The following is a 26,433-nucleotide window of genomic DNA, read 5'->3' on the forward strand; positions in this document are numbered from 1 at the left end:
CCGCTCGCACGGAATGCTGCGGCGAGCAGGTTTTTCGGCTCTGGCCTGCTTGATCGGCGACGCGCTCTCATGGCCGCGTCTGCAGGCCTTTGCGTGAGCCATTCCGACAAGGCGAAAAGCCGGGAGGAGACATTCATGAAATACGGTAAACCGGAGGTCGCTGTACCAACTGCGCTGCCGGACATCGGCCGGCGCCGCTTCATGCTGCGCGCCTCGGCACTGCCGCTGGGCGCTGCGGCACTTGGCGCTGCAACACCGCGCACGGCGCGGGCGGGGGTGAAAACCTCGGCGCACATCGTCATCGCCGGCAGCGGGCTGGGCGGCGTGGCGATCGCCAATCGCCTTTCGCGCGAACTCGACGGCGCGAAGATCACGATTGTCGACCGCAAGGAAATCCACAACTACCAGCCGGGCTACACGCTGGTGGCGACCGGCATCTGGCCGGTGGACAAGGTGAGCGACCGCAACGCCGACCTGCTGCCCGGCCGCGTCGAATGGGTGAAGGACATGGCGGCCGGGTTCGACCCCGACGCCAGCACCCTGATCACCGAAGGCGGCCAGCGCATCCGCTATGACTATCTTGTGGTGGCGACCGGCCTGCATCTGGATTACGCGCAGATCGACGGCATGGATGTGTCGGCGATCGGGGCCAACGGCCTGACCAGCGTCTATCCGGGTCCGCAGGCGGCGCAGGCGACCTGGCTGGCGATGGATGCCTTCCGCCGACAGGGTGGCGAGGCGCTGATGACGCTTCCGGCGACGCCGCTCAAGTGCGCCGGCGCGCCACTGAAGATGACCTTCATGCTGGCGGACCGCCTGCGCGAAGCGGGCACGCGCGCGTCGTCGAAAGTGAGCTTCCACTCCGCGCTGGACAACATATTCAGCGTCAAGCCGGTGAATGACGACGTGCTGCGCCGCTGGGCGGACCTGGACGTGCCGGTCACCTTCAACAGCAAGCTGGTGGCGATCGACATCGGCACCCGCCGCGCCACCTTCCTGACGCCGGAGGGCGAGCGCAACGAACTGGGCTACGACTTCATCCACGTGGTGCCGCCGATGCGCGCACCGGACGCGGTGAAGAACAGTCCGCTCGCCTGGCAGGACGGTCCGTTCGCAGCGGGCGGCTGGCTGGAAGTGGACAAGGAAACGCTGCGCCACCGCCGCTATCCGAATGTGTTCGGGCTGGGCGACATTAATGGCACGCCGCGCGGCAAGACGGCGGCGACGATCAAGAAGAGCGCACCCATCGTCGCGCGCAACCTGATCGACGTGATCGCCGGCGGTGAGCCGTCGCAGCGCTTCGACGGCTACACCTCCTGCCCGTTGCTGCTGCGCGAAGGCTCGGCGCTGCTGGTCGAATTCGACTACGAAGGCCGGCTGGTACCTTCACTGCCCATGATCGAACCGCTGCAGGACAGCTACTTTGCCTGGTTGATGAAATACCGCCTGCTCAAGCCCGCCTACATGGCGGTGGCCAAGGGCAGGGTGTGAGGAGAACGACATGTACGAGATATGGCTGGGCCTGAATATCGTGTTCGAACTGGCGCTGACCGCCCTGCCCTGGATAGGGGGCGCGGCGGCGGTCTGGATCGCGCTCATGTCGGCGGCGCTGCTCCGCCGACACGCCCACTGGCGCGAAGCGCTCCCGGCATCGCTGGTGATCGGTGCGACCTTTGCTGCGCTGGGGCTCTGGCTGGTGCCGTTGCTGACCCGATCCTCGATCGGCGAAATGGGCTACTGGGTCGACTGGGTCAATCTGATCGGCCTGTCGGTGGCAGTCGGCGTTCTGGTGTTCGCATTCGTCTGGCCGCTGCTGACCGCGGTGTCCGGCCCGCGCCATGACACACACACGCCAGACGCACACGCATGAAGGCGGCTGCAGGTCCGCGCGGCTCGGTATGCAAGCGTCTCCGGGCCCTGCGCAGAACACCCCCGCGAGTTCCGTCGGTGATCGCAGTCACTGGCAGGCACGCGCGAATGGCGCACGATGAAACCATGAACCCGCACTGACCCCTGGAGAAGACACATCATGAAAAGACTGTTCCTCGCTGCCGCGCTGTCGCTGGCAAGTCTCACCGCATCCGCCGTCGACATCGCGATTTCCGCGGCCGACGCGCACGCCGCCGTGCAGAAGGCCGACAGCAAGGTGCTGCTGGTCGATGTGCGCGATCCGGTCGAAATCATGTTCGTCGGCTTCACCGACGCGGTGCACGTGAACATTCCCTACCTGATCGTCGACCGCACGAAGTGGAATGCCGAAAAGGGCGTGTTCAAAACCTTCCAGAATCCCGACTTCGCGGCGCAGATCAAGGCCGAACTGGACAAGCGCGGGCTGGGCATCGATGCCGAAGTCATCACCCTGTGCCGATCCGGCAGCGAACGCGGCGAACCGAGCGCAGCCTTTCTGCGCGCCAATGGCTTTCCGAATGCGCGTTTCGTCGAACACGGCTTCCAGGGCGCGCAGATCAAGGACGGTCCGCAGAAGGGCTTCCGCCTGCAGAACGGCTGGCAGAACTCCGGCCTGCCGTGGAGCATGAAGATGAATCCGGACAAGATGTACCGCAGCGACCGGCCCTAACAACAGCGCGATAATCGGGCGACCCTTCAGACGGCCTCTCGTCCGATGAGCTTCGCCCGCGCCGGAACATCCCTGCTGCATCTGCTGCTGTACGTGCTGCTGGCCGTGTCCACGACGGCCGTCCGCGCCAGCGACGCCGACAGTACCCTGCATGTCTATGTGCAGCGCGGTTGTCCGCACTGCGCCGAGGCAAAGCGCTTTCTCGATGGCGAACAGTCCGGGCGGCCCGGACTGCACATCGTCTATCACGACGTGATCGCCGATCAGGCGGCGCGCGATGAACTGATCGCGCTGTCGCAGCAGGCCGGCATCTGGCCGCCCGGCGTGCCCACCTTCGTGCTGGGCGGGCGGGTGATCAGCGGCTTCGAGGGCGGGCCGGCGCTGCTCGCCTTCATCGCCGACACCGGCCGGCCCCCGGCGTCCGCCTCACCGCACCTGCCGCTGATCGGCGAACTTGATGTGGCGCGGCTGGGCCTGCCGGCATTCACGCTCGCGCTCGGCCTTCTGGACGGCTTCAACCCTTGCGCGATGTGGGTGCTGCTGTTCCTGCTGTCGCTGCTGGTGCGCCTGCAGGATCGTCGGCGGATGGCGCTGATCGCAGGCGTCTTCGTGCTGGTCAGCGGTGCGGTGTACTTCGCCTTCATGGCGGCCTGGCTCAACCTGTTTCTGGCGGTTGGATTGACGCCGCTGGTGCGCGGCGTACTGGCCTTGCTGGCGCTGCTCATCGGTGCGATCAATGTGAAGGATTTCTTCGCCTTCGGCCGCGGCTTCTCGCTGTCCATCCCCGAGTCGGCCAAGCCCGGCCTGTACGCGCGCATGCGTCGCGTCGTGCAGGCACCGTCATTGCCGGTGTCGTTGATGTCGGTGGCCGCGCTCGCCGTGCTGGTGAACCTGATCGAGCTGCTGTGCACGGCAGGCCTGCCGGCGCTCTACACCTCGGTGCTGGCCCAGCATGCGCTGAGCCCATCGGCGCACTACGGCTATCTGGCGCTGTACATCGCCGGCTACATCGCCGACGACGCGCTCATGGTCGGTACCGCTGTTGCCGCATTGGGCAGCGGCAAGCTCACCGAGCGCGGCGGCCGCCTGCTCAAGCTGGTCAGCGGTCTGGTGATGCTGGCACTCGGTGTGGTGATGCTGCTGCGCCCCGACTGGCTCGTCTGATCAGCAACTTCTGCGGGAGCGGCGATGCGTTGTGGGAGCGGCCCCTGTGGGAGCGGCGGCGGTTTTGTGGGAGCGGCGGCGGTTTTGTGGGAGCGGCGGCCTCGCCGCGATACGCGCTCTGCACAACGATGGTCGCTGCACTATCGCGGCGAGGCCGCCGCTCCCACAGCAGGCTCCCACAGCAGGCTCCCACAGCAGGCTCCCACAGCAGGCTCCCACAGCAGGCTCCCACAGCACAAGCGCCGGCGGAGGCGTCAGCGGCCGATATCCACACCTGCGGCGTGCGCCTGCTGGTCGGCGTGGTAGCTGGAACGCACCATCGGGCCGCAGGCGGCGTGGGTGAAGCCCATGGCGTTCGCTTCGCGCTCGAACATTGCGAAGCCGTCCGGATGCACGTAGCGCAGCACCGGCAGGTGGCCGCCGGACGGTTGCAGGTACTGGCCCAGGGTGAGCATCTGCACGTCGTGCGCACGCAGGTCGCGCATCACCTGCAGGATTTCGTCGTCGGTTTCGCCCAGCCCGAGCATCAGGCCGCTCTTGGTCGGCACCTCCGGGTGCAGCGCGCGGAATTCCTTCAGCAGGCGCAGCGAATGCGCATAGTCCGAGCCCGGCCGCACCTGGGCGTACAGCCGCGGCACCGATTCCAGGTTGTGGTTCATCACGTCCGGCGGCGCGGCGTTCAGGATGCCCAGCGCGACATCGAGCCGGCCGCGGAAGTCGGGCACCAGCACCTCGATCGTCGTGCGCGGCGATTGGGTGCGCACCGCGCGGATGCAGTCCACGAAGTGCTGCGCGCCGCCGTCGCGCAGGTCGTCGCGGTCCACGCTGGTGATCACCACGTAGTTGAGCTTCAGTGCGGCAATGGTTTTCGCCAGCTTTTCCGGCTCGTCGACATCCAGCGGATCGGGCCGGCCGTGGCCGACGTCGCAGAATGGGCAGCGGCGCGTGCACTTGTCGCCCATGATCATGAAGGTGGCCGTGCCCTTGCCGAAGCACTCGCCGATGTTCGGACAGCTCGCCTCTTCGCACACCGTGTGCAGGTCGTGTTCGCGCAGGATCTGCTTGATTTCGCCGAAGCGGCTGTCCGGGCGCGCGGCGCGCACGCGGATCCAGTCCGGCTTGCGCAGCGTTTCCGCCGGCACCACCTTGATCGGGATGCGGGCGGTCTTCAGCGAGCCCTTCTGCTTGTGGGTCGGGTCGTAGGTGGTGTCGGTCATGGCGGTGTCGTGCCTGTCGGATAGAGGGCGCGCTGTAGCGCGTCGGTCAGTTGCCGGCAGATCGCCTCCGGTGGGAGATCGATGCCGAGGTCGCGCGTCTGTGTCACGCGCAATCCACTGTAGCCGCACGGGTTGATCGCGGCAAACGGTGAAAGATCCATAACGACGTTGAGCGACACGCCGTGATAGGTGTGGCCGTGCTTCACGCGCAGGCCGAGCGCGGCGATCTTGGCGTCGTCACCGGCCGGGCCGACATAGACGCCGGGCGCACCGGCGCGCCGCCGGGCGTCGACGCCGTGGCCGGCCAGCAGGTCGATGACCGCCTGCTCGATGCGGTTCACCAGTTCGCGCACGCCGAGGCCGGCACGCTTCAGGTCGAGCAGCGTGTAGATCACCACCTGGCCGGGGCCGTGATAGGTGATCTGGCCGCCGCGGTCGGATTCGACCACCGGCACGCCGATGTCGCGCAGCAGGTGTTCGCGCTTGCCGGCCAGCCCGAGCGTGAACACCGGCGGGTGCTCGACCTGCCAGAACTGGTCAGGCAGATGTTCCGCTGCGGCGCGCGCGTTGTACGCCTTCATCGCGTCGAATACCTCGCTGTAGCCGGCCAATCCGAGCGGCACGACCTGTGCGGTCACAGCACGACTTTCACCATCGGGTGGCTGCTCAGTTCGCGATACAGCGCATCGAGCTGTTCGCGCGAGGTGGCGTTGATGGTCGCGGTCAGGCTGATGTAGCGCCCGCCCGACGACGGCCGCATTTCCAGGCTGGCGGGCACGAAGTCGGGCGCATGGCGCAGTACCACATTGACCATTTCCTGCGCGAAGTCGTCATGGCGCTCGCCCATGATCTTCAGCGGAAAGTCGGTCGGAAATTCGAGCAGGCTGTCAGTCATGTCAGCGTGTCACCAGCCGAACCACAGTCGTATCGTGTCCCAGATGCGGCGGAAGAAACCGCCTTCCTCGACCGCCGTCTGCGCCACCAGCGCCACTTCGCCGACCGGCTGGCCGTCGAGCAGCAGCTTCATCGTGCCCAGTTGCTGGCCGACGGCGATTGGCGCGATCACCGGCGTGGTCAGCACGATGTCGCGCGTGGCCTTGGCGGCCTGACCGCGCGGCAGCGTCAGCACCACGTCGCTGGCCGGGCCGACCGTCACCTGCGCCGCTGCACCTTTGTATACCGCGGGTTGGCCGAGCGCCTCGCCTGCGGACGCGAGCTTCGCGTTTTCGTAGGCGTTGAAGCCGTAGTTCAGCAGTGCGCGCGACGATTCGATGCGGCCGTTCTCGTTCGGCGCGCCCAGCAGCACTGACACCACGCGACGGCCGTCGCGCCTGGCCGACGACACCAGGCACCAGCCGGCGGCATCGGTGAAACCGGTCTTCAGCCCATCCACACTGGGGTCTATCGTCAGCAGCCGGTTGCGGTTGCCCTGCTTGATGTTGTTGTAGGTGTAGTCGAGCGTCGAATACAGCCCGTAGTACTCCGGAAAGTCACGGATCAGCGCGCGCGCCAGCAGCGACAGGTCGCGCGCGGTCGTGAAATGTCCGGCTTCCGTCAGGCCGTTGGCGTTGCGATACTGTGTGCCGGTCATGCCGAGGCGCTGCGCCTCGCGCGTCATCATCTGCGCGAACGCTTCCTCCGAACCGGCGATGACTTCGGCCAGTGCAACACAGGCGTCATTGCCGGACTGGATGATCATGCCCTTGAGCAGTTCTTCCACGGTGACCGGGCGATCCGGCGCGATGAACATTTTCGAGCCGCCGGTCTTCCAGGCCTTCACGCTGACCGGCACGGTCTGATCGGGTTTGAGCTGGCCGGTCTTGAGGGCCTTGAAAGTCAGATAGGCCGTCATCAGCTTGGTCAGCGAAGCCGGATCGACCTGTTCATCCGGTCGCGATTCGGCCATGACGGTGCCCGATTCATGGTCGACCAGCAGCCAGGATTTTGCATTCGGCTGCGGCGGCGGAATCAGGTCTGCAAGGACGGGAGACGGCATCAGCAGGCTCAGGACGGGAAGGACAAATGCGGTGCAGCGCAACAACTTCAGCATGTAGGTTTACCGGTGTGGAAGAACAGCTGGCATAGTTTAGCAAAGCTGGCCAGGTGGCCGGCATGGATGGTGCTTGATGCTGTATCGTGGTGCACTGCAAAATCCGCGGCGCACCAAGGTAAGGAACTTTTGACCGACGCCACGACTCGGAGGCCTCTATGGTTCTCGCACGTACACTGCTGTTCATCGGTTTGATGTTGATCGCGCTGTCGTCCCTCTGGACGAGTGCGGACACCGCCGTTGACGACAGTTTCGATGCACCGTTCGGGTGCGAAACATGCACCGGCGTCGAAGCGTCGCTGGCTGTGCCGCTCGATGCGCACAGCGCACTGAGCCATTTTCTCAGCATCGCGGGTGACCCGACCGATCCGGTCGCGGCCCACATCATCCCCGGCCGGTCCTTCTCTGCGCGTCCTGCGCTGGATAGCGAAGTGTTCGCTCTGCAGCAGCCCGAACCCGCGCAGGTTCTGTTGCGGCCACCCCGGCTCGCCTGATCGGGCGTCCTCCGGGGATGCCACGCGCCGGGTTCAGCCCGGTGCTCCTGACCGTTTCATGGCTGCGTGGCCGGACGTGCACGCAGCCGGTCCTGTCCATCGAAATCACTACGCAGATACATGAAAACAAAAGCAATTGCCTTGCTGGCCGTCCTTGGCCTTTGCGTGCAGGTGGCTCACGCCGCCGAGCCTTACACGCTGGAACAACTGAAGGCCCTGGCGCTGGAATCGAATCCTTCGCTGGGCGCCGCGCGGGCCGATGTCGACGTCAGTCGCGCCGACACCCTCACCGCGCGCGCCTACCCCAACCCGGAGCTGGAGGTGATGGGCGGCGACCGGAACTCGCGCGGTCCCAATCTCGCGCCCGGATCGCTCGGCACGATAGGCCTGTCTCAGCGCTTCGATTACCCGTCGCAACGCGATGCCCGGCTGCGCGTGGCCGAGGCCGGCGTGGTGTCGGCGCAGTCCGGCGTGCAGTCGTTCGAAATCGACCTGCTGGCGCAGTTGAAGCAGAACTACTACCTGGTCATCCGTTACCAGGACGAGCTGCGCGCCGCGCAGGAAGATCTGGAACTGGCGCGCTCGATCCGCAACCGGGTCGAAGTGCGCGTCAATACCGGCGAGGCGCCGCGTTATGAACTGATCCGCGCCGACACCGAACTGCTGACCGCGCAGAAGAACGCCGACGCTGCCGTGCTGCGCATCGTGCAGGCCAAGACCCGGCTGCGCGCGCTGGTCGCCGGTCAGTTGCCGGAAGAGTTCGAACTGCAGGGCGACCTCGAGCGCGATTTCGAGCTGCCGCCACTGGGTCAGCTGCGCGACGACATGCTGGCGCGCAACCCGGAAATCTTCCGTCTGAAGGCAGAAATCGATCGCTTCACCGAACAGCGCGAACTGGAAAGGCTGCGCCGCATGCCTGACGTGTCGCTCAAGCTGGCGCGCGACCGCGATCCGGAATATGAGGCCAACCGCATCGGTGTCGCCGTGACCATCCCGATCTTCGACCGCCGTCAGGGCCAGATCGCGCAGGCCGGTGCGCAGGTCGAGCGCACCCGCCTGCAGCTTGAAAACAGGCTGTTCCAGCTGCAGCAGCAGCTCGATGCCGCCTACCGCCAGTTCGAACTGTCGCGCAACCAGGTCAGCGCACTCGAAACCGGCATCGTGCGCGAAGCCGAAGCGGCGCTGAAGGTGGCCGAAGCCGCGTACCGGTTCGGCGAGCGCGGCATCCTTGATTTTCTCGACGCACAGCGCGTGTTCCGCGCGGTACGCAACGAACTGATCAGCGCGCGCTATGACCTGAGCGCCGCCGTGGTCGAGATCGAGCGGCTCAGCGCCGTGCGCTGACGCGCCGCCTGCCCGCTCCGCTACCCATTCCAATCATCAAGATCCTGGACCGAACATGACTTCAATCACCCGTCCGCTGCTCTACGCCAGCCTGCTTGGCGCCTCCCTGATATTCGCCGGCTGCGGCGAAGCCGACAAGGCCGAACCGACCAAGGCGGCTGCACCGGCCGACCCCAATCTGGTGTCGGCCGGTGAAAACCTGACCCGCATCATCCAGCTGGGTGAAGTGACCAGCGTTGAACTGTCCGACATGCTGCGTGTGGCCGGCCAGGTCGATTTCGACGAACAGCGCATCACCCGCATCGGCGCCACCGTCACCGGCCGCATCAGCGAACTGCAGGCCATGCTGGGCCAGCAGGTGAAGGTCGGTCAGACGCTGGCGGTGCTCAACAGCACCGAACTGGGCGCTGCCCAGCTTTCCTACATGAAGGCACGCGCGCAGGCGCAGTTGAACCAGCGCAGCGTCGAGCGCGCCCGCCAGTTGCTCGACGCCGACGTGATCGGCAGCGCCGAGCTGCAGCGGCGCGAGAGCGAACTGGCCATTTCGCTGTCCGAACAGCGCGCCGCGGCCGACCAGCTGCGCGTGCTCGGCGTCAGCCAGCGGGCGCTCGACAAGCTGACCGAAACCGGTGCCATCAATTCGGTATCGCCGGTGGTCGCGACCATGGCGGGCACCGTGGTCGAGCGCAAGGTCACCCAGGGTCAGGTGGTGCAGCCCAGCGAAGTGCTGTTTTCCATCGCAGACCTGTCGCGCGTGTGGGTCGAAGCCGAAGTGCCGGAGCAGCAGGCCGGCCAGGTGCAGGCGGGCCAGAACATCCAGGTCGAAATTCCGTCGCTCGGCCAGCAGCTCACCGCCAAACTGATCTACATCGCCGACATCGTCGATCCGGTCACCCGCACCGTCACCGTGCGCAGCGAGCTCGACAATGCCGACCGTTCGCTCAAGCCCGCCATGCTGGCCACCGTGCTGATCGAAACCCGTCCGACCAAACGGCTCGCCGTGCCGGGCAAGGCGGTCGTCCGCGAAAGCGACAGCGACCAGGTGTTCGTCGAAGTGGCGCCCGGCCAGTACCGCATGACGCCGGTCAAGCTGGGCCAGGCGATCGGCGAGGTGCGGCCGGTGATGTCCGGACTGACCGAAGGGCAGCGCATCGTGGTCGATGGCGCCTTCCATCTGAACAACGAGCGCAAGCGCAAGGAAACGGATTGATGCCGTCTTCTTCGCCTTGTCCCCACTCGCTACCGGATTGGATGAAACATGATTGAAGGACTTGTACGCGGGGCGCTCAAACAGCGCCTCGTGATCGTCGTGGTTGCGCTGTGTCTGCTGGCCTTCGGTCTGGACGCCGCGCGCAAGCTGTCGGTGGATGCCTTCCCCGACGTCACCAACGTTCAGGTGCAGATCGCCACCGACGCGCCCGGGCGCTCGCCGGAGGAGGTCGAGCGCTTCATCACCGTGCCGGTCGAAATCGGCATGACCGGCCTGCCCGGTCTGGTCGAAATGCGCTCGCTGAACAAGCCCGGCCTGTCGCTGATCACGCTGGTGTTCACCGACAAGACCGATCTGTACTTCGCGCGCCAGCTGGTGATGGAACGCCTGCTCGAAGTCCGCGACCGCATGCCGGCGGGCGTCGTGCCGGTGCTCGGCCCGGTGTCCACCGGTCTGGGCGAGGTGTATCAGTACACGCTGGTCAGGCCCGATGACGGTGACCGCGAACTGACGCAGGCCGAACTGACCGAGCGGCGCACCATTCAGGACTGGGTGGTGCGGCCGCTGCTGCGCTCGACCACCGGTGTCGCGGAAATCAATTCGCAGGGCGGCTACCAGAAGCAGTACAAGGTGCTGGTCAATCCTGACCGGCTGCGCCATTACGGCCTGACGGTGAAGGATGTGTATGAGGCGCTGGGCCGCAACAACGCCAACGCCGGCGGCGGCATCCTGCCGCAGAACGCCGAGCAGTACCTGATCCGCGGCGTCGGCCTGGTGCAGAACCTGGAAGACATCCGCCTCATCGTCGTGAAGGAGGTCGGCGGCACGCCGGTCTACATCCGCGACGTGGCCGAGGTCGCCTTCGGCCATGCGGTGCGCGTGGGTGCGCTGGTCAAGAACGGCACGACCGAGGCGGTCGGCGGCATCGTCATGATGATGGCCGGCGGCAACGCCAAGGCCGTGGTGTCGGACATCAAGAAGAAGGTGGCCGAGATCAACGACAAGAACATGCTGCCCGGCGGTCTGAAGATCGAGCCCTATTACGATCGATCCGAGCTGGTCGACGCCGCGCTCGCCACCGTCATCAAGGTGCTGATCGAAGGCGTCATCTTCGTCGTCATCGTGCTCTACCTGTTCCTGGGCGACCTGCGGTCGTCGATCATCGTGATCGCCACCTTGGTGATCACGCCGCTGGTCACCTTCATCGTGATGAATCAGGTCGGGCTGTCGGCCAACCTGATGTCGCTCGGGGGTCTCGCGATCGCGATCGGACTGATGGTGGATGGCTCGGTCGTGGTGGTCGAAAACGCCTTCGAGCGGCTCGGCCATGCCAAGGAAGAGGGCGAAAGCCGCATCCGCGTCATCCTGTCCGCGGTGATGGAGGTGGCCACACCGGTCATCTTCGGCATCGGCATCATCATTCTGGTGTTCCTGCCGCTGATGACGCTGCAGGGCATGGAAGGCAAGATGTTCGCGCCACTCGCCTACACGATTGCCATCGCGCTGTTCGTGTCGCTGGTGCTGTCGCTGACGCTGACGCCGGTGCTGTCGAGCTACCTGCTCAAGGGCGGTGCCGATCACGACACCTGGCTGATCAGGATGCTGAAGAAGCCCTACATCCCGATGCTCACGTGGGCGGTGGCCAACAGCAGGAAGACGGTGTCGCTCGCGGTGCTGGCCTTCGTCGGCGCCATCGCGATGCTGCCCTTCCTCGGTACCGCCTTCATTCCGGAAATGAAGGAAGGATCGGTCGTGCCGGCGATGGACCGCGTGCCCAATATTTCGCTCGAAGAGTCGCTGAAGATGGAGCGCGAGGCGATGCGGCTGGTCATGGAAGTGCCGGGCGTGAAGTCGGCGGTGTCCGGCGTTGGTCGCGGCGAGTCGCCGGCCGACCCGCAGTCGCAGAACGAGTCGACGCCCATCGTGTCACTGAAGGCGCGCGACGAATGGCCGGACGGCTGGACGCAGGAAACCATCCAGGACGCGATGCGCGAAAAGCTGACTGCGCTGCCCGGCGTCAACATCATCATGGCGCAGCCGATTTCCGACCGCGTCGATGAAATGGTGACCGGCGTGCGGGCCGACGTGGCGGTGAAGATTTTCGGTTACGACCTCGACACGCTGCGTGACAAGGGCGCCGAAATCGCGCGCGTGGCGCGCACCGTTCCGGGCGCGTCGGAAATCAAGATCGAGCGGGTGACCGGCCAGCAGTACCTCACGATCGAGATCGACCGCCGCACGATCGCCCGCCATGGCCTCAATGTGGCGGACATCAACGACCTGATCGAAGCGGCCATCGGCGGTCGTCACGTGACCGACGTGTTCGAGGGCGAGCGGCGCTTTGCCGCAGTGGTGCGTCTGCCTGAGCGCTTCCGCGACAACATCGAAGCCATCAGCAACATGCTGATCACCACGCCTGACGGCGCCCAGCTGCCGCTGTCCAGCCTGGCGAGCATCGACGTGCGTGACGGCCCGGCGCAGATTTCGCGCGAAACCGGCAAGCGGCGCATCGTGATCGGCATCAATGTGGCCGATCGCGACCTCGGCGGTTTCGTGGCCGAGCTGCAACAGAAGGTCGGCGCCGAGGTCGAACTGCCCGAGGGTTACTACTTCGAGTGGGGAGGCCAGTTCCAGAACATGGAACGCGCGCTGGGTCACCTGTCGATCATCGTGCCGATCACCGTGGCAGCGATCTTCTTCCTGCTGTTCCTGCTGTTCGGGTCGGTCAGGTTCGCCACGCTGATCATCACGGTGCTGCCGTTCGCGTCGATCGGTGGCGTGATCGGGCTGTTCATCAGCGGCGAATACCTGTCGGTGCCCGCGTCGGTCGGCTTCATCGCGCTGTGGGGTATCGCGGTGCTCAATGGCGTGGTACTGGTGTCCTACATCCGCAACCTGCGCAACGAAGGCATGGAGTTGATGCAGGCGGTCGTGCATGGCGCAAAGATGCGCTTCCGGCCGGTGATGATGACCGCAACCGTGGCGATGCTGGGCCTGGTGCCCTTCCTGTTCGCTACCGGACCGGGTTCGGAAGTGCAGCGGCCGCTCGCCATCGTGGTGATCGGCGGTCTGATCACCTGCACGCTGCTGACCCTCGTCGTGGTGCCCGCCCTCTATACCTGGTTTGACGACAAGCCCTACGAGGCTTGATTCAAGGAGCATTCAGATGAAGGAAATCAGAGCTGTCATCCGCCCGAACAAGCTGGCCCGGCTTCGAACGGTGCTGCGCGAAATGCCCGGCTTCCAGGGCATGACGATCAGCAAGGTCGAAGGCTGTGGTTCGCCCAGCGACCACATTCCGCACAGCATCAAGGACGAACTGACCGACTACTCGGCCAAGGTGCGCATCGAAATCATCGCGCAGGAAGAGCTGGTCGATGAAATCGTGCGCCGCATCGTCAGCGTCGCCTGCACCGGCCAGACCGGTGACGGGCTGGTTTGGGTGGTGTCGGTCGATCGCGCGGTGTTCATCAACAAGACGACGGTGGGCTCACCGCAAGGCTGAATGAGAGCAGGCTTCCGTCGCGAAGAGCGGCCGGCGCGCGGCCGACCTCCCGACGGGTATGAATCACGGTCCGCACGGGTGCGGGAACGAAACGGAACGGAGCGCGCGACCCGCGTCCCTGAAGCAGCGGGATCCATCCACATCGAAAGTTCGCCGGCCTGTGCTGGACACCCGATACATGTCCGGTCCGGGCGGCTTGCGCGGGTAGCCTGATCCATGGACATCGCACTTCTCTTCGCCCTGATCCTGTTGAACGGCGTTTTCGCCATGTCGGAAATCGCCATCGTCTCGTCGCGCAAGGCACGACTGATCGGCCTCGCCGACGACGGCAACCGCGGCGCCCAGGCGGCAGTCCGCCTGCATGAAGATCCGTCGAATTTCTTTTCCACCATCCAGGTCGGCATCACCTCGATCGGCATTCTGAGCGGGGCCATGGGCGAAACGGCACTGGCCGATCCGCTGGCCGCGTGGCTGGCCGGCTTCCCGTTGATCGAGCCCTATGCGCGCACCATCGCGCTGTCCATCGTCGTGGTCGGCATTACCTATTGTTCGGTGGTGGTCGGCGAACTGGTGCCCAAGCGGTTGGCGCTGCTTGCACCGGAAAGCATCGCCTCGCTCATCTCCCGGCCGATGGTGCTGCTGGCGCTGATCGCCCGACCGCTCGTGGTCGTGCTGTCGGTGTCGAGCAACACCCTCCTGCGCCTGGTCGGAGCGCGGCGCACCGAAGAGCCGCCGATCACCGACGAGGAGATCAATGTACTGATGGGTCAGGGCGCCGAAGCCGGCGTGTTCCACCAGAGCGAGCAGCAGATCGTGTCCAACGTGCTGCGGCTGGACGAGCAGCGCGTCGGCGCCATCATGACGCCGCGCAAGGACATTTTCGCGGTCGATCTCGATGACCCGGAAGAGGAGATTCGCGCGCGCATCGCCGACAGTCCTTACAGCCGTGTGCTGGTGTGCCGCGACGGCATCGAGCACGTGCTCGGCGTGCTGCAGACCGGCAGCCTGCTGAAGCGCTCGCTCGCCGGCATCACGATAGACCGCGCCAGCATCGAGGCCCTGCTGACGCCGCCGCTGTATGTGCCCGACACGGTCAGCACCGCGCAGTTGCTGGAAAACTTCCGCCGCACGCGCAAGCATCTTGCGCTGCTGGTCGACGAGTACGGCGACCTGCAGGGCCTGGTGACGGTGAATGACGTGCTGGCCGCCATCGTCGGCGATATTTCGGTCGAGGACATCAACGAGGCGCAGGAAATCGTGCAGCGTGAAGACGGTTCGTGGCTGGTCGATGGCAGCACGTCGGTCAGCAAGCTCAAGTCGGTCGTCGGCCTGGAAGAGGAACTGCCGGGCGAGGAAAGCGGCGGCTTCCATACCGTGGGCGGTTTCGTGCTGCACGTGCTGGGCCGCATTCCCGTGCCGGCCGACTATTTCGAGATGCCGGGTCTGCGGATCGAGGTGATGGACATGGATCGAAACCGCATCGACAAGGTGCTGGTGCAGCAGATTCGTGCCGAACCGTCGGACGCGCCGCCCGAGGCAGGCTAGAACGCCCGACTTGTCCGGCCGTCAGCGCACCGTGTAGTTGCGCGCCTCCAGACAGGCGGTCATCGCGCGCAGATAGGCGGCGCGCGCAGGGGCGGCGTCTTCGGGCGGCACGCCGCCGGACACCCGGGTCGGGTCGTAGCCGGTCTGGGACGACGCCCAGTCGTGGCATTCGAAGCGGTCGGTCGCCTGCTGTTCCGCACTCTGGCCAGCCGCCGGATAGACGAACAGCTCGTCCGATCCGGCAGGTTCGCTGTCGGCGTACTGGCCTTCCGGCGGCTCGACCACCACATAGCCATCGTCGCGCCGCGCGTAATACACGTCGTCGTAGCGGTAGTACGGGCGTCCGCCGTAGTCGATCACCGTGTAGCCCCAGGGCAGCACCGTGATGAAGGCGCCGATCGGCGGGCCGACCACCGAAAAATAGGCGCCGCTCGGCCGGTACCACGCGCCGCTCGAACGGTAGTACGGCCGGCCGTGGTAATGATGAACATGCACGTCGCGCGGCAAGCGCTGCACGACCGTGCCGCGCGACGGGCGGTAGGCGTGGTGGCCGTACCGGCCGCCCTGGTGCGAGGCCTGCGGCACCGGCCGCTCGATGCGGTTCTGGTAGGCAGCACGCGGTACCGCTTGATCGCCGCGCCGGTCGCCGCGCGGCCCGGCGTCGAAACGACGTTCGCCGCCTCGCCCGTCGCCGCGTGCATCGCTGCGCATGTCGCCGCGACCGGGATCGCGTCGTTCGGCACGCTCCGGGGTCCGTTCCTGGCTGCGCTGCGCGTTGCGTTGTCCATCGCGCTGACCTTCACGCGGTGCCCGGGCGCCGCGGTCTTCGCGCGGGCCCTGCCGCTCGCCGCGCGATTCCTGACCTTGCCGAGCGCCACCGCGATCGCCGCGGTCGCCCCGGTCACCGCCACCGCGGCCCTCCTGCGAAAACGCGGCACTGCTGCCCAGCAGCAGCAGCGCAACGAGCGCCGCGCCGGTGCGGCGGATGCGGGTGTGTGGGCGCTGCCGAGTGTCAGCGGATTGCATGATGCGAAGTCCTTCCGATGAATGCGACATGATCAGCGCACGGCGTAGCCGCGGCCTTCGAGACAGGCGACCAGCGCGCGCCGGTAGCGGTTCGCCTGTTCGCTGCCGGCGGCATCGCGCTGTGCGGCGCGCTGCGCGTAGGCGTCCTCGACCCGGGCGGCACGCGCTTCGCGCGAGGCGTCTGACGCCGCACCGGCCGCGGCGCCGACCACGGCACCGATCGCCGCGCCCTGCCCCGTGTGGTACGGACTGCCGACCGCGGCGCCGATGACCGCACCGGTCACCGTGCCGGCCGCCAGCCCGTAGCCGGACGGCGGATCGGCTTCGACGCGCGGAACCGGTGTCGGCACGTTGCGGCTGGTCGCCGGATCGAAGCCCGATTCACCGACCGCCCAGGCGTTGCATTCGTAGCGGTCGCGCCGCTGCGTGGTGGCGTTCTGGCCGCGCGACGGATAGACCGACAGATCGGTCACCGCCTTCACCGGCGGTGGCCGCGGCGACCCGGTGTAGGGCGCCGGCCGGGGCGGCGAGGCGCACGCGGCGAGCAGGCCGGCGCACAGGGCAGCGGTCAGGCCGGATCGCCAGACGGGTTGAAGGCAACTGCGAGGGGAGGACATGGCGGACGCTGCCTGCGAAATGCGGTCACCGGAGCGGGACCGCGACGCATGCAGTGTTGCAGGCGGATGTAGCAAACTCTGTAATGGCTCGTATGCAGGTGTTACGGCGTTTCGCCGGTCCTCGCGCGGTCAGCTTGAGCGCAGCGCGAAAATCAGCGCGTCAGCAGCAGTGCTTCCAGGCCGAGCTGGTCGCGCAGCGCGCGGGCGACGCCCTGCGCCGCGTCGCGGCTGGCGAAGGGGCCGGCGCGCACGCGGTGGCGGTCGCCGTCGCTCGTCACGCTGATCCGGTCGGCGAGCTCGCCCAGCGCTGCGGCGATCCGGCGCGACAGCGCCTGCGCGTTGTCGAGCGTGCTGAAGGCGCCCAGCTGCAGCCAGTGGCCGGCGGTCGAGGCGTCGTCTGCGCCATCGGCGGACAGCGCGGCGATCACGTCGTCGGCCGGCACTGCGGGCGCCGCAGGCCCCGGCGCCGGGCGCGCGATTTCCGGCTGCCCGGCGGCGCGCCGGGCCAGCAGGTCACCGGCGCTGCCCGGTGCGAACACCGCCTCGACCTCGACCTCGGCGCTGCCGTCATTCACATAGCCCAGCTTGGCGGCGGCGGTCCACGACAGGTCGATCACGCGGCCGGGCTTGAACGGGCCGCGGTCATTCACCCGCACCACGACCGAGCGGCCGCTGGCCAGATGGGTCACCCGCGCATAGCTCGGGATGGGCAGCGTGGCATGGGCGGCGGTCATGCCGTACATGTCGTACGGCTCGCCGCTCGAGGTCTTCTGGCCATGGAATTTGCGGCCATACCAGCTGCCGCGCCCGCGCTGGCGGAACGGCCGGTGCTCGGTCAGCGGCACGAAATTCAGGCCGAGCGCGCTGTACGGCCGATTGGCGAAGCGGTGCAGCGGCTCGTCGCGCGGCACGGCATCGGGAATCGTGGCCAGGGTCTGCGCATCGGGCGCGCCGTCGCCCGGGCCGTCGTCGAGGTAGAAACCGCCCGGGCGCGGCTTGGCGGCAGGCACCGGGGAGGGCGCGGCGACCGGTGCAGGCGCCGGGCTGGCGGCAGGCGCCGCAGGTGGCTCGCTGACCGGCACGCCGGCGCAGCCGGCCAGCAGCGCACACAGCGCCACGGGCCACAGCGGGCGGGTGGCGCTCATCGGCTCAGCGGTCGCGCCGGCGGGACCGCCGGTGCGCCTCGATCGACATCAGCAGGCCCAGCCCGATGCACAGCGTGACCAGCGCGGTGCCGCCGTAGCTCACAAAGGGCAGCGGCACGCCGACCACCGGCAGCACGCCGGTCACCATACCCATGTTCACAAAGGCATAGGTGAAGCACGACAGTGAAATCGCACCCGCCAGCAGGCGCGAAAACAGCAGCGGTGCGCTGGCCGCGATCATCAGGCCGCGACCGATCAGCAATATGTATATGCCGAGCAGCACGATGCAGCCGAGCAGACCGAACTCTTCGGCCATCACCGCGAAGATGAAGTCGGTGTGGCGCTCGGGCACGAATTCGAGGTGGGTCTGCGTGCCTTCCTTCCAGCCCTTGCCGAACACGCCGCCGGAGCCGATCGCGATGCTGGACTGGATGATGTGGAAACCGCTGCCGCGCGGGTCGGCGGTCGGGTCGAGCAGTGTGCACACGCGCTGGCGCTGATAGTCCTTGAAGCCCGGCCACTTGACGCCTTCGGCGCACAGCGCGTCGCCTTCGACCGCCACCGTGGTGACCGCCACCACGCCGATCACCAGCACCGGAATGATGAGCTTCCACGACAGTCCGGCGAAGAAGATGACGAACACGCCGGCCGCCAGCACCAGGATGGCGGTGCCCAGATCCGGCTGATGGAAGATCAGGCCGACCGGAATGATCAGGATGACCAGCGCGACCAGGAAGTCGCGTACCCGCAACTGCGCCTCATGGCGGTGGAAATACCAGGCGAGCATCAGCGGCACCGAAATCTTCAGCATTTCCGATGGCTGGATGCGCGTGAAGCCGATGTCTAGCCAGCGCTGCGCGCCCTTCGAGGTTTCGCCGAACAGTTCGACGCCGACCAGCAGCACGACACCCACCAGGTAGAAGGGCAGCGCCAGCTGCATCAGGCGCAGCGGCGGAATCTGCGCCACCAGCAGCATGACCGACAGACCGACCGCAAGATTGACCAGGTGGGCGTCGAAACGGAATCCGAAATCGGCCGTGGCGCTCGCCATGACCAGGGTCGCCAGCGCCAGCAGCGTGCCCGCGATGATCACCAGAGGCAGATCGAGCTTGCCCAGCACGCTGCTCAGCGTGCCGCGCAGCCACAGCCACCTATTCGCTGTCAGTTGCATCCGTGTCCTCGGGCGCCGGGCCGGCCGGCAGGTTGCCCAGCAGATAGTAATCAAACACCTGGCGCGCGATCGGCGCCGCCGATTGCGAACCGAAACCTGCATTTTCGACCAGCACGGCCAGCGCGATCTTCGGATCGTCGGCCGGTGCGTAGGCGATGAACAGTGCGTGGTCGCGCAGCTTTTCGGCCAGCTTGCTGGTTTTCAGGTCGCCACCGCGCAGCGAGAAGGCCTGCGCCGTGCCGGTCTTGCCGGCCGCGACGTAGGGCGCACCGGCAAAGGCGCGGCTACCCGTGCCGACGCGGTTCACGTCTTCCATGGCGCGCTTGATCACGTCGATGTCGGCCTGCCGGAGGTCGACCCGGCGCACCGGTTCCGGTTCGATCAGCTGGATGGCGCCGGTGCGCGAATTTTCGATCTGGCGCACCACATGCGGCCGGTACACGACCCCGTCGGCGGCCAGGATGGCGGTGGCGTGCGCCAGCTGGATCATCGTGTAGGCGTTGTAACCCTGGCCGATGCCGACCGAAATGGTTTCGCCGGCATACCACTTCTGCTGGTCGGGCCGCTTGAAGCGCTTCTTCTTCCACGCCTGCGACGGCAGCACGCCGGTCGATTCGCCGTCGATGTCGATGCCGGTGCGGCTGCCCAGCCCGAGCTGACCCATGAAGTTCGAAATGCCGTCGATGCCCCAGTCGGCCGCGAGCCGGTAGTAATAGGTGTTGCACGACACCACGATGGACTTGTGCATGTCGACCGAGCCGTGGCCGCCCACCTTGTCGTCGCGGAAGCGGTGACCTCCGAAGTCGAAGTGGCCCGGATCGGCGATGGCGAATTGCGGCGTGCGCTTGCCGGCGGTCAGCGCGCCGAGCGCCATGAAGGGCTTGAAGGTGGACCCCGGCGGGTAGGCGGAATAGATGGCGCGGTTGAGCAGCGGGTGATCGGGTGAGTTGTTCAGCGCGTCCCAGCTGGTGGTGTCGATGCCATCGACGAACAGATTGGGGTCGAAGGTCGGCTTGCTGACCAGCGCCAGCACGCCGCCGGTCGACGGTTCTATCGCCACCAGCGCACCGCGTCGGTCGCCGAACGCGGTTTCGACGACGCGCTGCAGGCCGGCGTCCAGCGTCAGCCGCAGGTTGTTGCCCTGCTGCGGCGGCGTGCGCGACAGCACGCGCACCGCGCGGCCCGCTGCGGTCACTTCGACCTGTTCGACGCCGGTCAGTCCGTGCAGCTCGCGTTCGTAGTGCTGTTCCAGCCCGCTCTTGCCGATGTGGTCGGTGCCGCGGTAGTTCGCCGCGTCATCCGATTCCTGGATGCGCTCGGCGTCGCGCCGGTTGATGCGGCCCATGTAGCCGAGCACGTGCGACGCCAGTTCGGCGTTCGGGTACTGGCGGAACAGCCGGGCGCGCACCTCGACGCCCGGGAAGCGATAGCGCTGCGCAATGAAGCGCGCCACTTCCTGGTCGTTGAGCCGGGTCCGGATGGGCAGCGAATCGAAGTTGCGCGATTCATCCATCAGCTTGCGGAAGCGCTTGCGGTCACGCGCCTCGATATTGACGATGGCCGCCAGCTCGTCGATCGTGCGGTCGAGGTTGTCGACGCGCGAAGGCTGTATCTCAAGCGTATACGCCGAGTAATTGCGCGCCAGCACCTCGCCCTTGCGGTCGACGATGAGGCCGCGGTTCGGCGTCACCGGCAGCAGCGCGATGCGGTTGTCTTCGGCGCGCGTGCGGTAGTAGTCGTGCATGACCACCTGCAGCCACACGAAGCGCGCCAGCAGCAGCGAAAAGCACACCAGCACCAGCGCGCCGGCAAACAGCACGCGGCGGCGAAAGCGGACCAGATTGATTTCGGGGCTGTGCAGATCGTTCATTTAACGTGAGACAGCGGTTTCGCGGCGCGCTCAGATAGGACGGTTCTCATCCTTGTCCTCCGGCCGGTACTGCGGCAGCAGCAGCACGAAGCTGATCGGATGCCACAGCAGCGTGGCGATGAGGCTGCCGGCAAAATAGCCCAGACCGGGAAATTCCGCGTCGGTCGACAGGCGCACGCACAGCATGACCAGCTGCGTGCCGACCAGCATGGGCAGCACGTGCAGCGACTGCTGCAGAGGGCCGAACCACAGGATGCGGCGCGAAAACGTGCCGGCGGTGTAGGCGAGCAGCACATAGGCCAGCGCGTGCTGGCCCATCAGGCTGCCGTAGCCGATGTCCATCAGCAGGCCGAACACGAAAGCCGCGCCCATGCCGGCGCGCAGCGGCTCGCGCACGCACCAGAAGCACAGCACCAGCGCCACCCAGTCCGGCAGCATCGGCGTGCGGCCGAGCGGCATCAGGTTGAGCAGCAGCGCGAACACCAGTGACAGCCAGATGAACCAGGGCCTGACCGGGCGCAGGATGCGGCGCGAACTGAAGCTGGGCTGGTTCATGGCTTGACCGCCTTTTCCGTACGGTCGCTGCCGGCGGCCGCGGCCGTGGCATCGTTGCCGGTGGTCGGCAGCACCGGTTTGCCGGGCGTCATGATGAGCACCGTGGAGTGCGATTCGACGCCGGCCAGCGGCACGCACAGGATGCGCACGAAGCCGCCCGAGCCGTCGCGGTCGACCGATTTGACGCGTGCCACCGGCAGGCCGGGTGCGAACACGCCGTCCAGCCCCGAGGTGACGATGCGGTCGCCTTCGCGCAGGTCGACGTCGGTCGCGAGATAACGCAGCTCCAGCGTGCCGCTGCCGGCGCCGAACATCACCGCGCGCACGCCGGTGCGGGCGATCTGCACCGGCAGCGCTTGGTCCTTGTCGGAGATCAGCGTGACTTCGGCGTTCAGCGGATAGACCCGCGTGACCTGGCCGATCACGCCGATGTCGTCCACCACCGGGCTGCCCGGTTCGATGCCCTGGGTCAGGCCCTTGTCGACCACGACGCGGCGCGAGAACGGGTCGCGTACCGCGTAGATCACCTCGGCCACCTGCGCATTCACCTGCACCCGTTCGCGCATGTCGAGCAGCGCGCGCAGGCGGGTGTTTTCCAGATCGAGCTGTTCCTGGCGCAGCCGTATCGTGCCCAGCGCCACCTGTTCGCGGCGCAGGTCTTCGTTTTCGGCCTGCAGCCGGGCGAGGTCGGCGAAGTATTCACCGGCCGAGCGCACACCGGTCACCGGCATGCCGGCGGCGACTTGCAGCGGCGTGGTGACCACCGACAGGCCCTGACGCAGCAATTCGAGGTAGTTCAGGCGGTGATCGACGACGATCAGCGTGAGTGCGGCGCTCACCAGCACCACCAGGCGCACCAGCGGCGCCGGGCCGCGCCGGAAGAACGGGGGCGGGGAATGTCCGGCGACCGGAGAAGCCATGAATCAGGAAACCGAGGGGGTCGAAGCGTGCCCGCGACGCGGGCGGTGCCGGTCCCGCGGCACCGTCGAGGCGGCGGGCAGGGACCGGTGAGCCATCATGCGGCGTGTCACTCGTTGGCGAAAATGCTGCCCAGCTGGTCCATCTTTTCCAGCGCGGTGCCCGAGCCGCGCACCACGCAGGTGAGCGGGTCGTCGGCCACCACCACCGGCAGACCGGTTTCTTCCATCAGCAGCCGGTTCAGGTCGCGCAGCAGCGCGCCGCCGCCGGTCAGCACCATGCCGCGCTCGGCGATGTCGGCGCCCAGTTCGGGCGGCGTCTGTTCGAGCGCGCTCTTCACCGCCGACACTATCTGGTTCAGCGGTTCGGTCAGTGCTTCGAGGATTTCATTCGACGAAATGGTGAAGCTGCGCGGGATGCCTTCTGCCAGATTGCGGCCCTTCACTTCCATTTCCTTCACTTCGGAGCCGGGGAAGGCGGAGCCGATTTCCTTCTTGATGGCCTCGGCCGTGGTTTCACCGATCAGCATGCCGTAGTTGCGGCGGATGTAATTGATGATGGCTTCGTCGAACTTGTCGCCGCCGACCCGCACCGAACCGGCGTACACCATGCCGCCGAGCGAAATCACGCCGACTTCGGTCGTGCCGCCACCGATGTCGACCACCATCGAGCCGGTGGCGTCGGACACCGGCAGGCCGGCGCCGATCGCTGCGGCCATCGGCTCCTCGATCAGGTAGACCTGACTCGCGCCGGCGCCGAGCGCCGATTCGCGGATGGCACGCCGCTCGACCTGGGTCGAGCCGCACGGCACGCAGATGATGATGCGCGGGCTGGGCGAAAAAAGCCGCGAATCGTGCACCCGCTTGATGAACTGCTTGAGCATCTGCTCGGTCACTGTGAAGTCGGCGATCACGCCGTCCTTCATGGGCCGGATGGCGGTGATGTTGCCGGGCGTCTTGCCGAGCATGAGCTTGGCCTGCAGGCCGACGGCCTGGATGGTCTTCTTGGCGTTGGGGCCGCCTTCGGTACGGATGGCGACGACCGACGGTTCGTCCAGCACGATGCCCTGACCGCGCACGTAGATCAGCGTGTTGGCGGTGCCGAGGTCGATGGCCAGATCGTTGGAGAAATAGGAACGCAGGAAACCGAACATGAAGTGTCTTATGTGGAAGCGACCGCAGGCGGTCTGTACGGGTTTGGGCCGGATCAGTCTTCACCCGGGGGTGACATCGAGCTGCCTCGATGCGCCGGGCGCGGCCGGAGGTGTTTGCAGCGGCCGGGCGGGCAGCCTGAATAGTTCATAATGATAACCCAACACACCCCGACCCCTTGAACTGAAACATCTTTGTCCGCGGGTGCCCCGGCATCCGGCAACCCACACAGCCCCGCCATGTCCCTGACCGACCAACAAGTCCGCCACATCGCGAAGCTGGCGCGCATCGAGCTCGCCGACGGCCAGCTCGAACGCACCCGCGACGCACTCGGCTCCATGCTCGGCCTGATCGAGCAACTGCAGGCGATCGACACCACCGGCGTCGAGCCGATGGCGCACGCCACCGATCTCGTGCTGCGCCTGCGCGACGACGCCATCAGCGAAACCGACCACCGCAGCGCCTACCAGGCGGTCGCGCCGGCCGTCGAGAACGGCCTGTATCTGGTGCCGAGGGTGATTGAATGAGTGATCGAATGAGCGATCGAAAGATGGACACCGTCAAGCAGCTGTCTGCCCGGCTCGCGGCCGGCGACGTGTCGGCGGTCGAACTGGCGCAGGACTATCTGGCGAAGATCCGCGCGGCCAACCCGGCGCTGAACGCCTTTGTCGAACTGAACGAGGCGCAGACGCTGAACGAGGCGCGTGCCGCCGACGCGCTGCGCGCTGCCGGCCAGGCCGGCCCGCTGACCGGCGTGCCGATCGCGCACAAGGACATTTTCTGCCAGACCGGCTGGCATGCCCGCTGCGGCTCGAAAATGCTGGAAAACTTCGCCGCGCCCTACGACGCCGGCCTGATCGAGCGCGCGCGCGCCGCCGGTCTGGTCACGCTGGGCCGCACCAATATGGACGAATTCGCGATGGGCTCGACCAACGAGTCCAGCCACTACGGCGTGGTGCACAACCCCTGGCAGCTCGACGCCGTGCCCGGCGGCTCGTCCGGCGGTTCGGCGGCGGCCGTTGCGGCGGGCATCGCACCGGCGGCCAGCGGCACCGACACCGGCGGTTCGATCCGCCAGCCGGCCGCGTTCTGCGGCATCACCGGCATCAAGCCGACCTACGGCATCGTGTCGCGCTGGGGCATGATCGCCTACGCCTCCAGCCTGGACCAGGGCGGGCCGATGGCGCACACCGCGGAAGACTGCGCGCTGCTGCTCAATGTCTTCGCCGGCTTCGACACGCGCGACGCCACCAGCCTGGAACGCGCGCCGGAGGACTACACGCGCGCACTCGACGCCCCGCTGGCCGGCCTGCGCATCGGCGTACCGAAGGAATTCTTCGGTGAAGGCATGTCGGACGACGTGCGTGCCGCGGTCGACGCCGCGCTGGCCACCTTCCGCACGCTGGGCGCCACCACGGTCGAGGTCAGCCTGCCGCGCTCCGGTTACGCCGTGCCGGCCTATTACGTGATCGCGCCGGCCGAAGCCAGTTCGAACCTGAACCGCTTCGACGGCGTGCGCTACGGCTATCGCGCGCCCGAGTACCGCGACCTGAACGACATGTACGCCAAGACGCGCGCCCAGGGTTTCGGCGAGGAAGTGAAGCGGCGCATATTGATCGGCACCTATGTGCTGTCGCACGGCTACTACGACGCCTACTACCTGCAGGCGCAGCGCGTGCGCCGGCTGATCGCCGATGACTATCAGGCCGCCTTCCGCGACTGCGACCTCATCCTCGGCCCGACCACGCCGACCGTCGCCTACGGCATCGGCGACAAGGCGGACGACCCGCTGTCGATGTACCTCGGCGACATCTACACCACCTCGGTCAATCTGGCCGGCCTGCCCGGCATGAGCATTCCGTGCGGCTTCGGCGCCGGCGGCCTGCCGGTCGGTCTGCAGATCGTCGGCAACTATTTCGACGAGGCGCGCATGCTGGGTGCCGCACACCGCTTCCAGCAGGCGACCGACTGGCACCTGCGCACGCCACCCCGGTAAGCCGACATGAGCACGTCACAGCGTTACCGCTACAACAGCGAACAGCTCAAGCACATCCTGGATCAGGCGGGCATCTACATGTGCGCCTGCCCGGCCCAGGTCGCCACCCAGATGCTTGAACTGCGCAAGCTGCATCAGTACCAGCTGAACTGCATGGATGAAATGCCGCAGCTGGCCGAAACGCACCGGCGCATCGCCGACGCGGCCGAGCGCGCCCATGCGGTGCTCGAAGCCGCGCTCGACGACGTGCTGCGCATCGAAGGCTGGGACGAGCAGTCGCTCACCATGCCGGATGGCCTGCGTGCGCTGCGGGACAGTCTGCTGTGAGCCACCGGTGGCTGCGCGGACTGCCGCTCGCGGGGGCACTTACGGGGGCACTGATCGCCGGCTGCGCGCAGATCGCGCCGCAACCACCGACCGCGACGCGACCGCAGCCGGCGCCGACGACCGCGCCGGAAGCCCGACGGCCGCCGCCGCCGATCAAGAGCACCAAGCCGCTGCCGATTCCGGAGCGGCCGCTGGCGGTGAAGACCGAATGCAGCTACCGCGACGACGTGGGCACCGAAGGCCGGCTGGTGCTCGACGTGCAGGCGTCGCGCGTGCAGCAATTCTGGTCGCAGGTCGACATGGGCAGCAAGGGCCGCTGCAGTTTCGATCTGGCAAGCTTCAAGCAGACCACCTTCACGTCGTCACCGACGCTGGTCGCCGGCGCGTGCACGGTGCGCATGTGGGAACAGGGTGACCAGGTCACGGTGTCGTACCAGAACTGCGCCAGCCAGTGCACGCCCGGCGCGCATGAGTATCTGTGGCCCACCCTGGTGAGCCGCAAGACCGGCACCTGCCGGTAACCGCAAGACGGAAAGACACGGAAAGAGAA

General features: G+C 66.9%; 26 protein-coding genes. 14 read left to right on the top strand and 12 right to left on the bottom strand.

Features of this window, described 5'->3' with window-relative positions; translation table 11 throughout:
* Window positions 1-135: 135 nt before the first annotated feature.
* The 4 genes from BSY238_RS09540 (at window position 136) to BSY238_RS09555 (ending at window position 3,742) form a co-directional block, all read left to right on the top strand.
* Window positions 136-1,491 carry an NAD(P)/FAD-dependent oxidoreductase gene (locus BSY238_RS09540; RefSeq protein WP_069038927.1) on the top strand — a complete coding sequence of 452 codons (1,356 nt, stop codon included), beginning with the start codon at window positions 136-138 and terminating at the stop codon, window positions 1,489-1,491.
* Between the two features lie 10 nt (window positions 1,492-1,501).
* Complete coding sequence (locus BSY238_RS09545; protein WP_069038928.1) at window positions 1,502-1,870, top strand: hypothetical protein; 369 nt, start codon at window positions 1,502-1,504, stop codon at window positions 1,868-1,870.
* Between the two features lie 159 nt (window positions 1,871-2,029).
* Window positions 2,030-2,578 (top strand): rhodanese-like domain-containing protein, encoded by a 549-nt coding sequence (locus BSY238_RS09550; RefSeq protein WP_069038929.1) that lies wholly within the window; start codon window positions 2,030-2,032, stop codon window positions 2,576-2,578.
* Window positions 2,579-2,623: 45 nt separating this feature from the next.
* A complete protein-coding gene (locus BSY238_RS09555) occupies window positions 2,624-3,742 on the top strand; it encodes a glutaredoxin family protein (RefSeq protein WP_069038930.1) in 1,119 nt (372 codons plus the stop codon).
* A 254-nt stretch (window positions 3,743-3,996) separates the two neighbouring features.
* On the opposite strand, the gene lipA is transcribed toward BSY238_RS09555, so the two are convergent.
* From lipA to BSY238_RS09575, 4 genes are read right to left on the bottom strand one after another with little or no spacing between them, the layout of a single operon-like run.
* On the bottom strand, window positions 3,997-4,959 hold the full coding sequence (lipA, locus tag BSY238_RS09560; RefSeq protein WP_069038931.1) for a lipoyl synthase: 963 nt from the start codon (window positions 4,957-4,959) through the stop codon (window positions 3,997-3,999).
* Window positions 4,956-5,597: a lipoyl(octanoyl) transferase LipB gene (gene lipB / locus BSY238_RS09565; protein WP_069038932.1), complete on the bottom strand. Its 642-nt coding sequence runs from the start codon at window positions 5,595-5,597 to the stop codon at window positions 4,956-4,958. The genes lipA and lipB overlap by 4 nt, the downstream gene beginning before the upstream one ends.
* Window positions 5,594-5,854, bottom strand: a complete 261-nt coding sequence (locus BSY238_RS09570; protein ID WP_069038933.1) for a YbeD family protein — start codon at window positions 5,852-5,854, stop codon at window positions 5,594-5,596. Before BSY238_RS09570 ends, lipB begins: the two co-directional genes overlap by 4 nt.
* Before the next feature lie 9 nt (window positions 5,855-5,863).
* Window positions 5,864-7,009, bottom strand: coding sequence for a D-alanyl-D-alanine carboxypeptidase family protein (locus tag BSY238_RS09575; RefSeq protein WP_069038934.1), 1,146 nt, complete (start codon window positions 7,007-7,009; stop codon window positions 5,864-5,866).
* 158 nt (window positions 7,010-7,167) lie between these two features.
* Between BSY238_RS09575 and BSY238_RS09580 the strand changes: the two genes are divergently transcribed.
* The 6 genes from BSY238_RS09580 (at window position 7,168) to BSY238_RS09605 (ending at window position 15,107) form a co-directional block, all read left to right on the top strand.
* Window positions 7,168-7,503: a hypothetical protein gene (locus tag BSY238_RS09580; RefSeq protein ID WP_069038935.1), complete on the top strand. Its 336-nt coding sequence runs from the start codon at window positions 7,168-7,170 to the stop codon at window positions 7,501-7,503.
* 120 nt (window positions 7,504-7,623) lie between these two features.
* On the top strand, window positions 7,624-8,847 hold the full coding sequence (locus BSY238_RS09585) for a TolC family protein (RefSeq protein WP_069038936.1): 1,224 nt from the start codon (window positions 7,624-7,626) through the stop codon (window positions 8,845-8,847).
* A 55-nt stretch (window positions 8,848-8,902) separates the two neighbouring features.
* The gene (locus BSY238_RS09590; RefSeq protein ID WP_069038937.1) at window positions 8,903-10,057 is read left to right on the top strand and encodes an efflux RND transporter periplasmic adaptor subunit; all 1,155 of its coding nucleotides are present in this window, start codon (window positions 8,903-8,905) and stop codon (window positions 10,055-10,057) included.
* Between the two features lie 48 nt (window positions 10,058-10,105).
* On the top strand, window positions 10,106-13,207 hold the full coding sequence (locus tag BSY238_RS09595; protein WP_069038938.1) for an efflux RND transporter permease subunit: 3,102 nt from the start codon (window positions 10,106-10,108) through the stop codon (window positions 13,205-13,207).
* Between the two features lie 16 nt (window positions 13,208-13,223).
* Window positions 13,224-13,562, top strand: coding sequence for a P-II family nitrogen regulator (locus tag BSY238_RS09600; RefSeq protein WP_069038939.1), 339 nt, complete (start codon window positions 13,224-13,226; stop codon window positions 13,560-13,562).
* A 216-nt stretch (window positions 13,563-13,778) separates the two neighbouring features.
* A complete protein-coding gene (locus BSY238_RS09605) occupies window positions 13,779-15,107 on the top strand; it encodes a hemolysin family protein (RefSeq protein ID WP_069038940.1) in 1,329 nt (442 codons plus the stop codon).
* Between the two features lie 21 nt (window positions 15,108-15,128).
* On the opposite strand, the gene BSY238_RS09610 is transcribed toward BSY238_RS09605, so the two are convergent.
* The 8 genes from BSY238_RS09610 to BSY238_RS09645 all read right to left on the bottom strand — a co-directional run bounded on the left by BSY238_RS09610 (window position 15,129) and on the right by BSY238_RS09645 (window position 23,562).
* Window positions 15,129-16,133 carry a DUF6515 family protein gene (locus tag BSY238_RS09610; protein ID WP_069038941.1) on the bottom strand — a complete coding sequence of 335 codons (1,005 nt, stop codon included), beginning with the start codon at window positions 16,131-16,133 and terminating at the stop codon, window positions 15,129-15,131.
* A 32-nt stretch (window positions 16,134-16,165) separates the two neighbouring features.
* Window positions 16,166-16,750 (bottom strand): YMGG-like glycine zipper-containing protein, encoded by a 585-nt coding sequence (locus BSY238_RS09615; protein WP_150123914.1) that lies wholly within the window; start codon window positions 16,748-16,750, stop codon window positions 16,166-16,168.
* A gap of 152 nt (window positions 16,751-16,902) precedes the next feature.
* A complete protein-coding gene (locus tag BSY238_RS09620; protein WP_069038943.1) occupies window positions 16,903-17,895 on the bottom strand; it encodes a septal ring lytic transglycosylase RlpA family protein in 993 nt (330 codons plus the stop codon).
* Between the two features lie 4 nt (window positions 17,896-17,899).
* The gene (gene rodA / locus BSY238_RS09625; protein WP_069038944.1) at window positions 17,900-19,066 is read right to left on the bottom strand and encodes a rod shape-determining protein RodA; all 1,167 of its coding nucleotides are present in this window, start codon (window positions 19,064-19,066) and stop codon (window positions 17,900-17,902) included.
* Window positions 19,047-20,936 (bottom strand): penicillin-binding protein 2, encoded by a 1,890-nt coding sequence (gene mrdA, locus BSY238_RS09630; RefSeq protein ID WP_069038945.1) that lies wholly within the window; start codon window positions 20,934-20,936, stop codon window positions 19,047-19,049. The genes rodA and mrdA overlap by 20 nt, the downstream gene beginning before the upstream one ends.
* A gap of 30 nt (window positions 20,937-20,966) precedes the next feature.
* Entirely contained in the window at window positions 20,967-21,491 is a 525-nt protein-coding gene (gene mreD / locus BSY238_RS09635) for a rod shape-determining protein MreD (RefSeq protein ID WP_069038946.1), read from the bottom strand.
* A complete protein-coding gene (mreC, locus tag BSY238_RS09640; RefSeq protein WP_069038947.1) occupies window positions 21,488-22,411 on the bottom strand; it encodes a rod shape-determining protein MreC in 924 nt (307 codons plus the stop codon). Before mreC ends, mreD begins: the two co-directional genes overlap by 4 nt.
* A 107-nt stretch (window positions 22,412-22,518) precedes the next feature.
* The gene (locus BSY238_RS09645; RefSeq protein WP_069038948.1) at window positions 22,519-23,562 is read right to left on the bottom strand and encodes a rod shape-determining protein; all 1,044 of its coding nucleotides are present in this window, start codon (window positions 23,560-23,562) and stop codon (window positions 22,519-22,521) included.
* Between the two features lie 237 nt (window positions 23,563-23,799).
* Here BSY238_RS09645 and gatC point away from each other — a divergent pair, with 237 nt between their 5' ends.
* The 4 genes from gatC to BSY238_RS09665 are packed head-to-tail and all read left to right on the top strand — an operon-like array spanning window position 23,800 to window position 26,404.
* Window positions 23,800-24,087, top strand: coding sequence for an Asp-tRNA(Asn)/Glu-tRNA(Gln) amidotransferase subunit GatC (gatC, locus tag BSY238_RS09650; protein WP_069038949.1), 288 nt, complete (start codon window positions 23,800-23,802; stop codon window positions 24,085-24,087).
* 8 nt (window positions 24,088-24,095) lie between these two features.
* Window positions 24,096-25,556, top strand: coding sequence for an Asp-tRNA(Asn)/Glu-tRNA(Gln) amidotransferase subunit GatA (gene gatA / locus BSY238_RS09655; protein WP_083223999.1), 1,461 nt, complete (start codon window positions 24,096-24,098; stop codon window positions 25,554-25,556).
* Between the two features lie 6 nt (window positions 25,557-25,562).
* Window positions 25,563-25,883 (top strand): hypothetical protein, encoded by a 321-nt coding sequence (locus BSY238_RS09660; protein ID WP_069038950.1) that lies wholly within the window; start codon window positions 25,563-25,565, stop codon window positions 25,881-25,883.
* On the top strand, window positions 25,880-26,404 hold the full coding sequence (locus BSY238_RS09665; protein ID WP_069038951.1) for a hypothetical protein: 525 nt from the start codon (window positions 25,880-25,882) through the stop codon (window positions 26,402-26,404). Before BSY238_RS09660 ends, BSY238_RS09665 begins: the two co-directional genes overlap by 4 nt.
* Window positions 26,405-26,433 lie beyond the last annotated feature (29 nt).

It is taken from the genome of Methyloversatilis sp. RAC08, from assembly GCF_001713355.1.
Lineage (GTDB): Bacteria > Pseudomonadota > Gammaproteobacteria > Burkholderiales > Rhodocyclaceae > Methyloversatilis.

Excerpts from the sequence above, each read along its gene's own strand:
- BSY238_RS09545 (WP_069038928.1), top strand. The coding sequence starts at position 1,502 with ATGTACGAGATATGGCTGGGCCTGAATATCGTGTTCGAACTGGCGCTG.
- BSY238_RS09555 (WP_069038930.1), top strand. The coding sequence starts at position 2,624 with ATGAGCTTCGCCCGCGCCGGAACATCCCTGCTGCATCTGCTGCTGTAC.
- BSY238_RS09590 (WP_069038937.1), top strand. The coding sequence starts at position 8,903 with ATGACTTCAATCACCCGTCCGCTGCTCTACGCCAGCCTGCTTGGCGCC.
- BSY238_RS09660 (WP_069038950.1), top strand. The coding sequence starts at position 25,563 with ATGAGCACGTCACAGCGTTACCGCTACAACAGCGAACAGCTCAAGCAC.
- BSY238_RS09575 (WP_069038934.1), bottom strand. The coding sequence starts at position 7,009 with ATGCTGAAGTTGTTGCGCTGCACCGCATTTGTCCTTCCCGTCCTGAGC.
- BSY238_RS09580 (WP_069038935.1), top strand. The coding sequence starts at position 7,168 with ATGGTTCTCGCACGTACACTGCTGTTCATCGGTTTGATGTTGATCGCG.
- BSY238_RS09585 (WP_069038936.1), top strand. The coding sequence starts at position 7,624 with ATGAAAACAAAAGCAATTGCCTTGCTGGCCGTCCTTGGCCTTTGCGTG.
- BSY238_RS09600 (WP_069038939.1), top strand. The coding sequence starts at position 13,224 with ATGAAGGAAATCAGAGCTGTCATCCGCCCGAACAAGCTGGCCCGGCTT.
- BSY238_RS09645 (WP_069038948.1), bottom strand. The coding sequence starts at position 23,562 with ATGTTCGGTTTCCTGCGTTCCTATTTCTCCAACGATCTGGCCATCGAC.
- mreD (WP_069038946.1), bottom strand. The coding sequence starts at position 21,491 with ATGAACCAGCCCAGCTTCAGTTCGCGCCGCATCCTGCGCCCGGTCAGG.
- BSY238_RS09570 (WP_069038933.1), bottom strand. The coding sequence starts at position 5,854 with ATGACTGACAGCCTGCTCGAATTTCCGACCGACTTTCCGCTGAAGATC.
- gatA (WP_083223999.1), top strand. The coding sequence starts at position 24,096 with ATGAGCGATCGAAAGATGGACACCGTCAAGCAGCTGTCTGCCCGGCTC.
- BSY238_RS09620 (WP_069038943.1), bottom strand. The coding sequence starts at position 17,895 with ATGAGCGCCACCCGCCCGCTGTGGCCCGTGGCGCTGTGTGCGCTGCTG.
- mrdA (WP_069038945.1), bottom strand. The coding sequence starts at position 20,936 with ATGAACGATCTGCACAGCCCCGAAATCAATCTGGTCCGCTTTCGCCGC.
- BSY238_RS09595 (WP_069038938.1), top strand. The coding sequence starts at position 10,106 with ATGATTGAAGGACTTGTACGCGGGGCGCTCAAACAGCGCCTCGTGATC.
- mreC (WP_069038947.1), bottom strand. The coding sequence starts at position 22,411 with ATGGCTTCTCCGGTCGCCGGACATTCCCCGCCCCCGTTCTTCCGGCGC.
- lipA (WP_069038931.1), bottom strand. The coding sequence starts at position 4,959 with ATGACCGACACCACCTACGACCCGACCCACAAGCAGAAGGGCTCGCTG.
- gatC (WP_069038949.1), top strand. The coding sequence starts at position 23,800 with ATGTCCCTGACCGACCAACAAGTCCGCCACATCGCGAAGCTGGCGCGC.
- rodA (WP_069038944.1), bottom strand. The coding sequence starts at position 19,066 with ATGCAACTGACAGCGAATAGGTGGCTGTGGCTGCGCGGCACGCTGAGC.
- BSY238_RS09550 (WP_069038929.1), top strand. The coding sequence starts at position 2,030 with ATGAAAAGACTGTTCCTCGCTGCCGCGCTGTCGCTGGCAAGTCTCACC.
- BSY238_RS09540 (WP_069038927.1), top strand. The coding sequence starts at position 136 with ATGAAATACGGTAAACCGGAGGTCGCTGTACCAACTGCGCTGCCGGAC.
- BSY238_RS09610 (WP_069038941.1), bottom strand. The coding sequence starts at position 16,133 with ATGCAATCCGCTGACACTCGGCAGCGCCCACACACCCGCATCCGCCGC.
- BSY238_RS09605 (WP_069038940.1), top strand. The coding sequence starts at position 13,779 with ATGGACATCGCACTTCTCTTCGCCCTGATCCTGTTGAACGGCGTTTTC.
- BSY238_RS09615 (WP_150123914.1), bottom strand. The coding sequence starts at position 16,750 with ATGTCCTCCCCTCGCAGTTGCCTTCAACCCGTCTGGCGATCCGGCCTG.